Here is a 14,547-nt window from a genome sequence, read left to right as displayed (position 1 = left end):
ATCAGGGAGCAAGCTCCCCTCTGTGCGCTCGACTTGCATGTATTAGGCACGCCGCCAGCGTTCGTCCTGAGCCAGGATCAAACTCTCCAAAAAGTGTCTTGCTTTCTTGCTCATATACTTCTTGTCGTACTTCCAAAGAGAGGAACTTCTGCTGAAGTCGTGCACGTCCTGTGCACAACGCAGAAGTCACCACATCCTGTGGAAGCTAAGATCCATAGCTATTTGAATTAATCAGGGTTTAACCCTTGTCAATCACGCTTGGCTTTTGTTCAGTTTTCAAGGAACATTCTTATTATTATAAGTTAAAAATAATGGTGGGCCTGAGTGGACTTGAACCACCGACCTCACGCTTATCAGGCGTGCGCTCTAACCAGCTGAGCTACAGGCCCATTATTATGGAGCGGGTGATGGGAATCGAACCCACGACCAGAGCTTGGAAGGCTCTTGTTTTACCACTAAACTACACCCGCGAAAGATGGTCGGGAAGACAGGATTTGAACCTGCGACCCTCTGGTCCCAAACCAGATGCTCTACCAAGCTGAGCCACTTCCCGATAATGGTGCGCCCTAGAGAAGTCGAATCCCCAACCTTCTGATCCGTAGTCAGACGCTCTATCCAATTGAGCTAAGGGCGCATATATAAAATGGTGCGGTCGAGAGGACTCGAACCTCCACGAAGTTGCCTCCACTAGCCCCTCAAGCTAGCGCGTCTGCCATTCCGCCACGACCGCATATTCAATTATTAATGGTGCGGGTGAAGGGACTCGAACCCCCACGTTGGAAAACACTAGATCCTAAATCTAGCGCGTCTGCCAATTCCGCCACACCCGCTAAAATGAGCCACGAAGGATTTGAACCTTCGACCCTCTGATTAAAAGTCAGATGCTCTACCCCTGAGCTAGTGGCTCATGTGGCTGGCCCAGCTGGATTCGAACCAGCGCATGACGGCACCAAAAACCGTTGCCTTACCGCTTGGCGATGGGCCAAAAACAATTATGTATGGAAACACATATCGTTTTTAATCGCTGTTTTTATTAAAATGGCGGATCCGAGCGGATTTGAACCGCCGATCTCCTGCGTGACAGGCAGGCATGTTAACCCCTACACCACGGATCCTCACATGTTATTTATTATTAAATGGTGACCCGTACGGGATTCGAACCCATGAACCCACCGTGAAAGGGTGGTGTCTTAACCACTTGACGAACGGGCCATAAATGGCGGAGAAGGAGGGATTCGAACCCTCGCACGATTTACACCGTCTACTCCCTTAGCAGGGGAGCCCCTTCAGCCGACTTGGGTACTTCTCCATGGCTCCACAGGTAGGGTTCGAACCTACGACCGATCGGTTAACAGCCGATTGCTCTACCACTGAGCTACTGTGGAATAACCTGTCAAAAAATAAATGCACAAGCTATTCTACACTGTGTAGTTTTATTTGTCAACGACGTCATAAAAGGCAGAACGGCTTGTTCTTTTGACGACTTAAATAATTTAACACAAATTGAAAGGCTCAGTCAACCCTTTTTTCTATCTTTTTTTGATTCTTCAACTCGGTTTTTACTGAGCAACTGAAGAGATCCGCCGCATGATCCGCATACATAACGACGCACGTCAATTTTTCGTTTACGCATAAACGCCAGACCGCATGAGGTGCAATGATAAAGGTAGCGAACACCTGAACAGGTGCGCATATTTGGAATTCTACTGCAAAACCTTGATCCACCAACTTTTGCAAGAAGTGCGCGAAAGTCAGCATCTCTGTGCCGGTAACCGCCGCCAAGCAAATGCAGATGATAATGACAGAGTTCATGCTTAATAATTCGAATGAATGCTTCCCTTCCAAAATACTGAAGCTGCCGCTGGTTAAATTCAATTCGGTGTGAGGTGAGCAAATAGCGGCCCCCTGTTGTTCGGAGCCGCGAATTAAAAACCACTTCGTGACAAAACGGGCGATGAAAGCTTTCCAGAGATATCTCTTCAACCAACTTCTGCAGTTCTTCATCCGTCATGATTCTGCCCCCTTTCTGTTTCCGGGAGTATTCAGTTTTTCGGAGCAATCATTGTCAGTGCAATACGCCCTTTGTTCGAATCAACCTGCTCCACCCAGACGGTGACAATTTCGCCGACACGAACAACGTCAAGCGGATGCCGGACAAAACGGGCTGCAAGTTTGGAAAGATGCACTAAGCCATCCTGCTTGAAACCGATATCCACGAATGCACCAAAGTCAACCACATTCCGAATCGTTCCTTCCAGCTGCATACCCGGACGTAAATCCTCCATTTTCAGCACATCGCTTTTCAGCAGAGGTTTCTTCAAATTGTCACGAGGATCACGACCGGGACGAGCCAGGGCTTCCAGAACATCACGAAGCGTAGGTTCACCGACGGATAACTCCACGGCCAGCCGCGGGACATCCAGATGTTTCAATTTTTCGGCCAGATCCGAAGTCCCAATCATGGTCAATTCGCATCCGACCTGCTCCAGCAAACGGGCAGCTATTTTATAGCTTTCGGGATGAATTGGTGTATTATCCAATGGATTTTCCCCGTTGCTGATTCGCAGAAATCCGGCCGACTGCTCAAAGGCTTTTGAGCCAAGCCTTGGAACGTTCATCAACTGTCTGCGGTTGTTAAATCGCCCGATTTTCTCACGTTCCGCAACAATATTTTCTGCCACCGTTTTAGACAATCCCGCAACATATTGCAGCAACTGTCCGGAAGCAGTATTAATATTGACGCCAACTTGGTTAACCACTGTCTCTACGACAAACTGAAGCGATTTTTCGAGTTCACGCTGCGATACATCATGTTGATATTCACCGACGCCAACAGCTTTCGGATCTACTTTGACAAGTTCTGCGAGCGGATCCTGAAGCCGGCGGGCGATGGATACGGCGCTTCGTTCCTCAACATGCAGATCAGGAAATTCCGTCCGCGCAAGCTTGGACGCCGAATAGACGCTTGCCCCTGCTTCGTTGACAATGATATAAAAAAGTCTGCGTTCGGAGATCTGCTTCAAAGTTTCGGCAATAAATGCTTCGGTCTCGCGGGAAGCCGTACCATTGCCAATTGCAACGATATCGATTCTGTGACGCTCAATAAGCTGCAGAATCGTGCGTTTCGCACCTTCCTGATCAGATTTTGGAGGATTGGGGTAAATAATCGATATATCGAGCACTTTTCCCGTCGGGTCCACCACGGCAAGTTTGCAGCCGGTACGATAGGCAGGATCAACGCCAAGAACCGTTCGAGCTTTCAGAGGTGGCTGCAGCAACAGCCCATGAAGATTTTCAGAGAAAATCCGGATTGCCTGCTGCTCCGCCTTTTTAGTCAGTGTCTGCCTTAATTCGCGTTCAACTGCAGGTGCAATGAAGCGGTAATAAGCATCTTCAGCACACGCATTCAGCAATGCGGCAGCCGTCGTTCTTCTCCCTGGATTCAACGCTGTTTTTACGCTGGGGAGAATCAAGGCATCCGGTGCCTCAATCGAAATCTTTAAAATTCCTTCCTTTTCTCCACGATTGATCGCAAGAATTCGATGAGGAACGATTTTCTGTACACGTTCCTGATAGTCATAATAGTTGGTGTACACTCCTTTAGTGTCCAGTTCCTTATGCTTCGCGCGAACACATACAACGCCCTGCTCTGTCGTTTGCTTCCTGGCCAGCGCCCGCAGTTCGGCACGATCTGCCAGGCGTTCTGCAAGAATATCCGCCGCTCCCTGCAGCGCTTCGTCAACATCTCGCACTTGTTTTGCTTCAGAGACATAGTGCCCCGCTTCCTCTTCAATCGGCTCTGCCGGACAGCTCATGAGCCAGTCCGCAAGCGGTTCAAGACCCTTAGCTTTGGCAACGGTCGCCCTGGTGCGCCGTTTTTTGCGGTAAGGGAGATACAGGTCCTCCACTTTCTGGAGAATGGATGCATGCCGGATTTTCTGCTCAAGTTCACCGGTCAGTTTTCCCTGTTCGGCGATATGCTGAATAATTTCATCTTTGCGTTTTGCTAATTGCTTGCTGTATATATAAGATTCATTGATCTTTTCAATCGATACTTCATCTAGTCCGCCGGTCATTTCCTTACGATAGCGGGCAATAAACGGGATCGTATTTTCGTCTTCCAGAAGCTGAATCGTGCGCGCCACCTGCGGAACGCTAATCTTCAGACTTTCAGAAATATGCCTGATGATTTCTTCCATGATCATCGACTCCTTCCCGTTTATCATATCAGAAAACGGAAGAGCCGTCTGAACAATCTTTAAAGGCGGACTTGCCCCAAAATACCGCACTTGCATGCGGAATGCACCTGGTTCTCGATACCTTCTGAATACCTCATCGCTTGCCGCGGGCGATCCGGAAGCCTCCTCAGGCAGGCAAATTCCTGCGGGGTCTTCCCAGGCTCGCTGATAAACAGGAACGCTCCGCAGGCGCCAGCGCACTTCCGCTTTGATTCTCGGCAAGACACTGGTTTATTGGTTTTCATATGGGTCAAAATCTTATACTTTCTTTACTTGTTAGAAAACTTCGCTTCGCCAAACTTCCGATGAGGGCGAAGCCGCCGTCGCACTTATACGATGATCCGCTGAATTTTAAACTTTCTTATACAAAAAACAGCTCGTCCAATAACGAGCCGTTCCACACAAACTAATTAATTATTAATTGACAAACCCATTTCATTTATATGCGGCAGATTGTCCCGCAGTTTGCGAAGCGCGTTGCGCTGCAGGCGTGAAACATGCATTTGTGAAATTCCGAGACGTTCACCCGTTTCCTTTTGACTCATATTTTCAAAATAGGTGCAGGCTAAAATGGTTTTCTCGCGTTCTGAAAGCACCTGAAAGGCCTCGTTCAGAACAAGTTTCTGATGAACTTTTTCATATCCGCTGTCCTGTCTGCCAACAATGTCGAGCAAAGTCATGGCACTGCCTTCTGAATCACCGTCGATTCGCGAATCAACAGACAGCGTATTGTACCCCCGTGCCATTTCGAGCGTTTCCAGAACCGTCTCCTCATTTTCGCCGATTTCCTCCGCAATTTCTTCAATTTTTGGAGAGCGCTGTAACGTTCGGGTCAGCTTTTCTGTCGCTCTGCGAATTTTCGGACTCAATTCCTTAACACGCCTTGGCACGTGGACGCTCCACGTTTTGTCTCGGATATAGCGCTTGATTTCACCGACGATTGTCGGAACGGCAAAAGATTCAAAACTGCTCCCAACCGACGGATCAAACCGTCTGATTGCGGCAATCAGACCGATCATGCCCACTTGATAAAGATCTTCGCTCACATCACTGTTCCTGGCAAATTTATTTGCCAATGCACGAACCAGATGATCATAATGCCGGATAATTCTGGTCTGCAAAGATTCATCCTCGGGATTCTTCTGAAATTCAGCAATCCATTTGTGAATGTTACTCTGTTGTTGAGACCTTGTTGGCAATGCGCCCCACCCCGTCTCCGTTCAAGAACTTGATCATTCGGACAGCTACACCGCATTCTGTGCTTATCGTCACCTGATCCATCAGCGCATTGATCAAAAAAAGTCCCAAACCTCCTTCACTGACTTTATCCAGTTCAGCGGACGCGTCAATCGGTTTAAGATTCTTCAATACATGTCCGGCATCGAAACTCTCACCATTATGCAAAATGGTGATGGCCATCCCGCTGCTTCCGCACTCCAGATCAATCTGGATGTTGCCTGTGCCCTTTTTCCCGTATCCGTGGCTTACTGCATTGGTACAGGCTTCCGACACTGCAACTTTGATATCTTCAATCGCGTCAAACGTATACCCCATTCTGCTCGCTGCGCCCGAGCATGCCAGTCTTGCAACGCTGACAAATTCGGGTTTTGCCGGTATAAGAAGCCGAATGACATCATTCGCTTCAGTCATTTGCAACCCCCCTGCTTGTCTGTACTCGCTTCAGAAGCTCCATCAGCCCGGTGATTTCAAAAAGTCTTTGAATGCGCGGTGTCATGCCAGTCACTGAAAAGCTGCACTGGTGCCTGGATGCAGACTTCAGCGCTGCAACGATCACACCAAGTGCCGTACTGTCCATATATCTGGTTTCATTTAAGTCCAATATCAGCGTACCGCCGCGTATTTCGGTCAACGGCAGCAGTCCTTTCTGCAATTCCGGAGCTGTAAAAACATCGATCTCTCCTGAAACAGCAACCAGAAATCGATGATCTCCCTGATCCTTACGTTTAATTGATATATTCATCGCTATCCTCCTGATCACCATAGCTTTATAAGTTAATACCCGTTTGCCTGCGGTGCCAAACTTAAAACTTTATAGCAATAAATGTAAAGTCGTCCTGCAAAGAAAAATCCTGCATTTTTTTCAAGGCACGCATTACCTGCTTCACAATCTCTGCGGCAGGCAGGTGCATCCAGCGACGGATCAGGGCAACGATCTGTTCACGTTCGATAAAATCATGATCTTTTCGAATCTCGGTCACGCCATCCGTCAAGAGAAAAATCATATCACCGCTGTAAATCCGGCGTGCATATTCTTTGTACTCAGCTTCCCTTGCCAGTCCAAGCGATAATCCTCTTGCCTCAAGATCCATGAATCGATCTTCACGCGCGGAATAGTAAAATCCAGGTTCATGCCCGGCGGAAGAATTTGAGAAAATTCCTGTCTCCGGATCATAGACACCGTAAAACATAGTGATGAACATATTTGTATCTACATTCCGCTCAACAACCCGATTCAAAAGAGACAGAATGTACGAAGGGGCACCCTGGCTATTTTCCGGCAGGCTGTCCATCGCGTATTTAATCATCGACATACACATTGCAGCCGGAATACCCTTGCCAACAATGTCTGCAATGGTGACCACCAGGCGTTTTCCGTCATTTACAATTCGGTAATAGTCTCCGCTCATTCTTTTCGCCGGTTCGCTGATTGCACCAATATCGGCAAATGAACAGGCAGGCACCTTTCCATCCAGCAGTGTCTTTTGAAGTGCCGAGGCAATGTCAAGTTCCGTATCCAGCTGTTTCTGCCAGTCTTTCAATTCCTGATGTTCTCTGTATGCCTTACTATAGCCCGACATCATTTTCATTAAAAAGTTCAGGGAGCGCATCATTGCGGATTCCGAAAAAATGCCTGCGCCTTTCAGCGCTTCAATATGCAACCCGAGCAAATCTTCTGGAAGAATTCCGCAGGCATGCAGTTGTCGACGAAGATGCTCACTTTCTTCAGTCGGGAGTTTCTGGTCTTTCTGAGAAATATAGTGTGCAAGCAATGTTCGGTACTCAGAAAGCTGTGATTCGTCTTCTTGTGTTTCCATCTTGTCCGCTCCCTTCCCGCCTCAAAAATCATCACTTCTTCGATGAATGAATATTCTTGCATTAAGAGACACAGAAGCTCGTGCCGTTTTAATTTAACACTGCTAAATGCCGCCCGTTTTCGTTTCACTTTGACCATTTGCCAATGCACATGAATGATCAATCGCTATTTGTTACAAATGTGTCAATAAACGATGCCGACCCGATCTTTAACATAGCCAGATTTCAGGAAGAAAGGATAGGTTGAAAAAGATTGCATCTCTTATTAATTATTTCATGTAATCCTTATTATGGCAAAAAATATGGACGGCGAAATTCAGTACCTGCAGCCAAGACAGGCGGTTGGCGAAAGACGCAGAAAATAAATTCAGAAAATCACCCGCCTCAAGCAAGCCATGAATGTTTCTTATTTGTGCAAAAAAAGAAGCCTGCATGCTCCTGATAATCATCTGGAGAAACAGCCTTCCGTTTTCTCATATTTATTTTTTCAATAATAATTGGCACTGGTAAGTCCCACTGCTGATTTTCCCATTCATCTGGAATGATTGATGAAGCCTGTTCGCAAAAGGGTTCTCCCTTCACGGATAGATCGTCCTGGGAAAAAACGGCACGATGCCTTGTCAAATAGTCAGGCATTTAAAAGTCGATCAGGCTGAGACTGATCTGAATCGCCTTGTTCACCCGGCTCATCATTTCTTCATCCAGATGCGTGATTTTATCCGTCAGCCGCTGCTTGTCAATGGTTCTGATCTGTTCAAGAAGGATGACCGAATCGCGATCAAAGCCATATCTCTTTGCATCGATCTCCACATGAGTCGGCAATTTGGCTTTCTGAATTTGTGCGGTGATGGCCGCTACTACAACCGTTGGGCTAAAGCGATTGCCAATGTCATTTTGGATAATCAGAACCGGACGGACACCGCCCTGCTCCGATCCAACGACCGGTGAAAGATCTGCAAAGTAAACATCGCCGCGCTTAACAATCACTGTTACACCCCGCTGACGGAGCGTTCCAGAGTGATCTCTGCCTCCTCTTCAGCAAGGAATGCTTCAGAAGCAATGTTCAGATTTATTTTCGCCATTTCCATGTAGCCCTGACGCATAAGTTCACGGATATAGCCCTTGTTACGCTCGCGCAGATACAGTCTGATGGCGCGATGGAGAAATTCACTGCGGTTCATGTTGTCCCGACTGGCCATTCCATCAATCTCACTCAACAAATGTTGTGGTAAACTCAGCATGATTTCTTTAATCTTAGATTCCGGCATGCCTGCACCCCCATCACTTTCGTCAGAATATATCTTTTTTTCAACTAAAAATTATGTTACCATGTCACAATTCATTTGCATAGCTATTTTCGCCAAAAAGCGCATGCTTTTATGCTTAATTATGATATTTTTTTCATTTTTTTGTCGATTTTTTCACTGATTCTCTGCAAGTGCCAGAACCGGATTGCTTATTTCTGTACGTTTGCCATTTTTCCAGTAAATTCTTGGCACACGTGGATGCACCATGCACGTCACCTCATAATTGATTGTCCGAAGCTGCCGTGCACGATCATCTGCTGTCATTTGCTCGCTGCCGTTCCTTCCGATCAGCGTGACTTCCGTTCCTTCAGGATATGCATGTGGCAGACGGCACATAAACTGATCCATACAGATACGTCCGACAATCGGGCAACGCTGACCGTCAATGAGTACGTCTGAACCCGCAAGTGCCCGCAACCAGCCGTCCGCGTAACCAATCGGCACAGTTCCGATCCATTCATCCGCAGATGCCTGATACGTTGCACCATAACCGATTTTCGTTCCGGCCGTTACTTTCTTGACAAAGGTCAGGCGGCTGTGCAGGGACAGTACCGGTTTCAGCTGAAATGGAAGCTGTTTCGCCATTTCCGGAGACGGTGACAAGCCGTACATGGCAATTCCATAACGGACCATGCTGAATAGATGCCGTTTCTCCGCCGGATATTTCAGTGTCATCGCACTGTTGCCGCAATGGATCACCTCAGGATGCGCGCCGAGCGCATGAATCCAGTCGACCATCCGTTCGAAGCGTGCATACTGCTCATTGAAATAAGTCCCGTCATCCTGGTCGGCAGTTGCAAAGTGCGTAAACAGACCTTCAAGCGTGAACCGTGAATCCGACTCGATTTCATCAATCAGAGCTGCCGCCTCTTTCCGTGTGCGGACGCCGATTCGTCCCATACCCGTGTCACACGAAAGATGGAGAAGCACCTGTTTGGAACCTTCATAGTATTTTTTTGCCTGTCTGACCCATTCCTGAGCAGATACAGTCACTGAAATGCAATTTTCCGCTGCAAGCCCTGCGTGCTGCGGCGGAATGGGCGAGAGCACGAGAATCGGTGCTTTGATCCCCTCCTTGCGAAGCGCAAGTGCCTCGTCAAAAAGCGCAACGGCCAGCCATGTCGCCCCGTTTTCCAGAGCCGTTTCAGCTACCTGCAGGGCGCCATGCCCGTACCCATTCGCTTTGACGACCGCCAGAAGTGCAACATTTGCAGGAATCTGTTTCTTCATATTCTGCACATTGACGGCAACTGCGTCTAAATCAATATCTGCCCAAGTTTCCCGATAATAGGATGAAGCTTTCATCGCTTACCTCGACCATCCAATCTCATTTAGTGATTTTTTACAGGAGAACGCCTTCGGTTCGGTCCGACTTCAAAACATATCCATGCTACGGTGTCCGGCTCCCCTTGATTCGACAAGTTCTTTTTCTATTTAATCACTTCTTCGTCGAAAACGAAAGTGGGTTTAGGCGGCGAATCCGTTCAGGAATTTTTTCTCCTGGCTGAGCGCTTCACTCGGCGGTGAATTCTCTCATTGACATCTCTGGTAGATCATTGCAAATCTAAGAAAAAAACAGACTTAGTCCGATCTTTTGCCGTCGATCTTGTACCGGGCGACACTCCAGCTGCTCGCTTGACGCGCGAACCATGAACCTCCTCAAGCAGGATGTGTAATCTGCGAGATCTCGCAGGCATCATCACACGGACATTAAATGTCTCTGAATCTTACATTGTCTTATTTGTGTAAAAAAAAACGCCCGTTCGTAAAGAGCGGGGGCGCTGATTATCAATGATCATTTTGTCGCTGTGCCATTGACGGACTGGGCGATTACTCTCATTTCATCGTCAGTCAGTTTATCGGATGCAAGGAAATAATCGGTGCCGTTATGTGACCAGGAAAGTGATTTATCACTAATTGAACCGATCGCAAAGCCAAGATTCTCCGGATTTCCGGTCGCCAGTGTCGGTGTTGACGACACGGATGTCTGACTCTTCGATTCAATCAGCGTGAACGGCTTTTTACCTTGATACTTCAGTACATAGCGGTCACCGATCTGCGTCGTTTCCGGCTCTACTGACGAGAGTTTGGTTCCCGAAAGCGTCGCCGTCGGATACAGCAGTTTAAATGAACTATTCTTTGCCGTTGCTGTCTGTGTTTTTGAAATAAGCGCGGCAGTCATATTCTGCTTTACATCAAAGGTTTTGTTATCGATTGACGGATTCACCTTAAACGATTTGAATTTTACTGTCACTACAGTGTTCTCGTCTTTATCTTTAATTTGCACATTTTCCGGTGTCAGGTCTTTTTTCAGAGTAATCGTTTGATTAGCCAGCTGCGGCGTGTTGTAGTTCGTTTTTGTTTTAAAAATATATTGATTTTCTTTAGCAGTAAAGCCTGGGTTCGGATCATTCAGAATATCCTTTGCAAGTGAGTGAAAAAGATAAGCCTGACTGCGATTGTTGGGCCAGTCACTGGTGAAGCGATAACTCTTTTTTAATTCCGGTGTCAGAACAAAGACACCATCCTTGTTCTTCAAAATCATTTGCTGATTGGTCTGGTTTCCATCACTGAGTGCGACTTTATAATAGTTCGGTTTTTTATAGGTGACATTGATCTTGTAGACCTGTTTTTTCCCCTGACTCTGAAACGTCATCACTGCATCTGTCGAATAGCTGTTCATGTTCTCATAACGCTTGTTTAAGTCGTCAATCACGTCTTTTTCCGATTTGGTGCCGCATCCGGAAAGCAAGGCGATCATCAGGATTGCGCCAATCCATAATGCCGACCACTTTTTCATATATCTCCAACCCCTTTGCCTCTATTCAGTGACAAAGGAGGAACCGGTTATCGGCCGGTCGTATCGCTGTAAAGCTGGTGCAGAACAGGAGGAATCATTTCAATGACATCAGTTGCCAGTACGTCAAGCAGAGAATGCCCACGCTTCACGAGTTCATCCGCGGCCGCCCCATGAACGTATACCGCATTGCAGACGGCTTCCATTATCTGTTCATGTTGAAGCAGAAAGGCGAGCAGAATACCCGTTAATACATCGCCTGACCCGCCCTTTGCAAGCGCGGCATTACCGGTCGGGTTGACCGACTGCCGTCCGTCAGGCGCGGTGATAATCGTATACTTGCCCTTAAGCACTAGGTAGACGTGGTTATTTTGTGCAAAAGCTTGTGACAGCGCAAATCGACTGCGCTCAACTTCCTTGACCGACACGCCGGCCAGACGCGCCATTTCGCCCGCATGAGGCGAAAGAACAGCAGGAACTTTACGCGCGCGCAGCACATCCAAATGCGTTTTTAAATGGAAAAGCGCGTCGGCATCAATGACACAGGGTACCTCGCTGCTCTCTTCAACAGCTCGCAGGACAAGTGCTTCTTCATCACGCCCCCGCCCAAGCCCCGGGCCAATTGCAACGCCGGTGATGCTCTCAAAGTTAAGCTGATGACGCGACATATACATTGCCTCTGGAACTCCTGCGCCAATCACCGGTTTCACCGCATCAGGAACGCAGACCTTCAGCAGGCCAATTCCCGAGCGCAGTGCGGATCTGGCCGCAAAGAATGCCGCACCCGGCATCCCTTCAGCGCCGGCAACCAGCAAACCCCTGCCATGCGAGCCTTTATGTGAAAAAGGATCCCGGACCGGCAAAGTACGGATCACTTCTGCACGATTGCGCAGCCGGCGCTGAATGCCGACCGCCCGGTATGCCGCACTTGGAATACCGATTGGGAGCACATGCACCCTCCCAAAATAACGCGCGGCCGGCAGCACAAACTGTGCAAGTTTCGGACATTCTAAAGTCAGTGTCCGGTTGGCCAGCACTGCCGGGTGGTCAAAAGATTCACCATTGGCAGGGACACCGCTTGGAAGATCAATCGATACAGTCTCTGCTTCTGAGTGATTCATCTGTTCGATGACCGCTGCGTATTCAGGGTACGGCGCGCCGCGGACACCGGTCCCGAGGAGCGCATCCACAATAAGATGCGCCCGGTCGAGCTGTGCCGAAAACTGCTCGTGTTCCTCTTCAATCTGCCGCATTTCGCCGCCGCTTGCGAGATAGGCATTCATATGCACAGCCGCATCCCCGGTTATTCGCTCCGGATCTACGGCCAGCCAGACCTCAGCCTGTGCGCAGCTGTCCAGCAATTGCCGTGCAACAACAAATCCGTCACCGCCATTGTTCCCTTTACCAATAATGACAAGCACGCGGGTTTCTGGTGATAAATCCGGCTCAATGGCAGCATAAATCGCCCGGCCCGCGTTTTCCATAAGCACCGGTCCTCCCAGCCCGATCTGCTTTATGGTGTACTGATCAATGCTCTGCATCTCTTCTCGCGATACAACATGCACAATAGTCCCTCCCAGCGTAGTAAACTATATGAGACAAGGTTCTTTAATATGCAGACTAGCATGACAAGCTTTCTATGACAACGAACGCAGCGGCCGCATGTTTTGTATGCGTGATCGACAGATGAATCACATCCGCTGAATGCAGCCGATCTTTAAGAGCGGGTTGCCCGGATGCGTTGTAACTCACCGTCAGATCCTGAAAAGAAACGGACCCGCCAATGCCGGTTCCCTTCGCTTTTGCATAAGCTTCCTTAGCTGAAAAATGGCCGGCCAGGAATTCGATTTTGCGCCTGTCATTAAGTGTTGCGTAGGTTTTCTGTTCCGCCGCTGTCAAAATGCGTTTGACGAATGCCGCATGATGAATCTGCTCGGCCACCCGATCCAGTTCGATCAGATCAACACCGATTCCTTTTATCATGAATAACTCCTGCCTTGCGTGCTTTTTCCAAAAGCACTCATTTTTGTTTTGTTCTGCGTTGCGGGTGACCTGATTGATGTGAGGTGCCTGCAGGCGCCCGCACCTTACGTAGCTCCAACCGACTTATTGATGAAATGCCGCTCATTTCACATAGTAAAGTCATTTAATTGATTTACTTGTGAAAAAAAACGTTCGTTTCAGAAAAACTTGGCTGCGCCTGGTCCTTTACCGTAGATCTCGTACCTGACAGACACGCCAGCTGCTCGCTTGCCGCTAGCGTCTTGCGCTTTCGTGTCTGGTTTACACTTCTATGTTTAGCTATAATCCTTAAAATTTATATGCTTTCTTATAAAAATGGTCGAGTCGTTTACAGCGGTTTCTGATCATCCTGCTGTGTAAAAACAGCCGCAGTCGGCGATGCTGAGCCTGTGCTCACTTGCTGAAATTTTGTCTGAGATGTTGAGTAACCTTTTTTTGCTACCACTGTTTTCTATTTTACCCTATACTTAGTACAAGATCATGCCTTAAGGAGGGTACACCCTGTTTTGTTTATTCGAAATGAATCTTTTAAACACTTTATAAAATTTTATCCGGTGACAACCGTCCTGCTTGCTGTCAACCTGCTGGTGTATTTAGTGTTTCTGATTACCGGGACCTTGCGGCTTGCGCCGGAATTCGCTTTTCATCTATTCGAATTTGCTGCCGGCTCAAACAATGCCATATTAAATAGCGGTTCATGGTGGCAGCTCGTCACGCCGATTTTTCTGCATATCAGCTTCGGTCATATCTTATTTAATGCATTCTCGCTTTTCATTTTCGGACCGGCGCTCGAAATCATGCTTGGGAAGCTGCGATATGCTGCTGCTTTTCTGGCTACCGGTGTCATTGCGAATATCGCCGCACTGTTTCTTGAGTCAGCAGGCTTCAGCCATTATGGCGCGAGCGGAGCTCTGTTCGGCCTGCTCGGCATTTACATTTATCTCGTTGTTTTCCATAGAGAACGTATTGACAGGCAGGATCAGACCATCATCTTTGTCATCGTGCTGATCAGTCTGATCAGTTCGTTCTTTGGTGCCAACATTGACGTGATGGGACATCTGATCGGTTTTCTCTCAGGGCTTGTGCTTGCCCCCCTTCTTTTTTTCGGAAGGCTGCGTTAAAATAAAGT

At 48.0% G+C, this 14,547-nt stretch carries 13 protein-coding genes, 12 tRNA genes and 1 rRNA gene; 1 reads left to right on the top strand and 25 read right to left on the bottom strand.

Annotated features, from left to right (window positions below; translation table 11 throughout):
* The 25 genes from M3N64_RS10530 to acpS all read right to left on the bottom strand — a co-directional run.
* Positions 1-93, bottom strand: a 16S ribosomal RNA gene (locus M3N64_RS10530); the annotation flags it as partial.
* 219 nt (positions 94-312) lie between these two features.
* Positions 313-389: transfer RNA gene (locus tag M3N64_RS10525), tRNA-Ile, on the bottom strand.
* Between the two features lie 7 nt (positions 390-396).
* Positions 397-470, bottom strand: a tRNA-Gly gene (locus M3N64_RS10520).
* 6 nt (positions 471-476) lie between these two features.
* Positions 477-553: transfer RNA gene (locus M3N64_RS10515), tRNA-Pro, on the bottom strand.
* Positions 554-557: 4 nt separating this feature from the next.
* Positions 558-634, bottom strand: a tRNA-Arg gene (locus M3N64_RS10510).
* A 10-nt stretch (positions 635-644) separates the two neighbouring features.
* Positions 645-730: transfer RNA gene (locus M3N64_RS10505), tRNA-Leu, on the bottom strand.
* A 15-nt stretch (positions 731-745) separates the two neighbouring features.
* Positions 746-830, bottom strand: a tRNA-Leu gene (locus M3N64_RS10500).
* A gap of 5 nt (positions 831-835) precedes the next feature.
* Positions 836-907, bottom strand: a tRNA-Lys gene (locus M3N64_RS10495).
* 3 nt (positions 908-910) lie between these two features.
* Positions 911-985 (bottom strand) — tRNA-Gln (locus tag M3N64_RS10490).
* A gap of 54 nt (positions 986-1,039) precedes the next feature.
* Positions 1,040-1,115: transfer RNA gene (locus tag M3N64_RS10485), tRNA-Asp, on the bottom strand.
* A 22-nt stretch (positions 1,116-1,137) separates the two neighbouring features.
* A tRNA-Glu gene (locus M3N64_RS10480) sits at positions 1,138-1,212 on the bottom strand.
* A gap of 5 nt (positions 1,213-1,217) precedes the next feature.
* Positions 1,218-1,309, bottom strand: a tRNA-Ser gene (locus M3N64_RS10475).
* Between the two features lies 1 nt (position 1,310).
* A tRNA-Asn gene (locus M3N64_RS10470) sits at positions 1,311-1,385 on the bottom strand.
* A gap of 131 nt (positions 1,386-1,516) precedes the next feature.
* Positions 1,517-2,011, bottom strand: a complete 495-nt coding sequence (locus M3N64_RS10465) for a SprT family protein (RefSeq protein WP_249102027.1) — start codon at positions 2,009-2,011, stop codon at positions 1,517-1,519.
* A gap of 31 nt (positions 2,012-2,042) precedes the next feature.
* Entirely contained in the window at positions 2,043-4,199 is a 2,157-nt protein-coding gene (locus M3N64_RS10460) for a Tex family protein (RefSeq protein ID WP_438271017.1), read from the bottom strand.
* A gap of 449 nt (positions 4,200-4,648) precedes the next feature.
* On the bottom strand, positions 4,649-5,437 hold the full coding sequence (gene sigB, locus M3N64_RS10455) for an RNA polymerase sigma factor SigB (RefSeq protein WP_249102022.1): 789 nt from the start codon (positions 5,435-5,437) through the stop codon (positions 4,649-4,651).
* Positions 5,409-5,888 carry an anti-sigma B factor RsbW gene (rsbW, locus tag M3N64_RS10450; protein WP_249102020.1) on the bottom strand — a complete coding sequence of 160 codons (480 nt, stop codon included), beginning with the start codon at positions 5,886-5,888 and terminating at the stop codon, positions 5,409-5,411. Before rsbW ends, sigB begins: the two co-directional genes overlap by 29 nt.
* Complete coding sequence (locus tag M3N64_RS10445; RefSeq protein WP_249102017.1) at positions 5,881-6,219, bottom strand: STAS domain-containing protein; 339 nt, start codon at positions 6,217-6,219, stop codon at positions 5,881-5,883. Before M3N64_RS10445 ends, rsbW begins: the two co-directional genes overlap by 8 nt.
* 61 nt (positions 6,220-6,280) lie before the next feature.
* Positions 6,281-7,294, bottom strand: a complete 1,014-nt coding sequence (locus tag M3N64_RS10440; RefSeq protein ID WP_249102015.1) for a PP2C family protein-serine/threonine phosphatase — start codon at positions 7,292-7,294, stop codon at positions 6,281-6,283.
* Between the two features lie 634 nt (positions 7,295-7,928).
* Positions 7,929-8,279 carry a type II toxin-antitoxin system PemK/MazF family toxin gene (locus tag M3N64_RS10435; protein ID WP_093674775.1) on the bottom strand — a complete coding sequence of 117 codons (351 nt, stop codon included), beginning with the start codon at positions 8,277-8,279 and terminating at the stop codon, positions 7,929-7,931.
* Positions 8,280-8,281: 2 nt separating this feature from the next.
* Positions 8,282-8,560: a CopG family ribbon-helix-helix protein gene (locus tag M3N64_RS10430; RefSeq protein ID WP_249102012.1), complete on the bottom strand. Its 279-nt coding sequence runs from the start codon at positions 8,558-8,560 to the stop codon at positions 8,282-8,284.
* A gap of 153 nt (positions 8,561-8,713) precedes the next feature.
* The gene (gene alr / locus M3N64_RS10425; RefSeq protein ID WP_249102010.1) at positions 8,714-9,904 is read right to left on the bottom strand and encodes an alanine racemase; all 1,191 of its coding nucleotides are present in this window, start codon (positions 9,902-9,904) and stop codon (positions 8,714-8,716) included.
* Positions 9,905-10,394: 490 nt separating this feature from the next.
* Positions 10,395-11,399, bottom strand: a complete 1,005-nt coding sequence (locus M3N64_RS10420; RefSeq protein WP_249102008.1) for a LolA family protein — start codon at positions 11,397-11,399, stop codon at positions 10,395-10,397.
* 47 nt (positions 11,400-11,446) lie between these two features.
* A complete protein-coding gene (locus M3N64_RS10415) occupies positions 11,447-12,961 on the bottom strand; it encodes an NAD(P)H-hydrate dehydratase (RefSeq protein WP_249102006.1) in 1,515 nt (504 codons plus the stop codon).
* 55 nt (positions 12,962-13,016) lie between these two features.
* Entirely contained in the window at positions 13,017-13,379 is a 363-nt protein-coding gene (gene acpS, locus M3N64_RS10410; protein WP_249102004.1) for a holo-ACP synthase, read from the bottom strand.
* Positions 13,380-13,924: 545 nt separating this feature from the next.
* On the opposite strand from acpS, the gene M3N64_RS10405 reads away from it, so the two are divergent.
* Positions 13,925-14,539: a rhomboid family intramembrane serine protease gene (locus M3N64_RS10405; RefSeq protein WP_249102002.1), complete on the top strand. Its 615-nt coding sequence runs from the start codon at positions 13,925-13,927 to the stop codon at positions 14,537-14,539.
* Positions 14,540-14,547: the final 8 nt, after the last annotated feature.

This window comes from Sporolactobacillus mangiferae (genome assembly GCF_023336505.1).
In the GTDB taxonomy this organism is placed as follows: Bacteria; Bacillota; Bacilli; order Bacillales; family Sporolactobacillaceae; genus Sporolactobacillus; species Sporolactobacillus mangiferae.
Note: the sequence above shows the minus strand (reverse complement) of the source record. Positions and strands in the feature narration are given on the sequence as shown.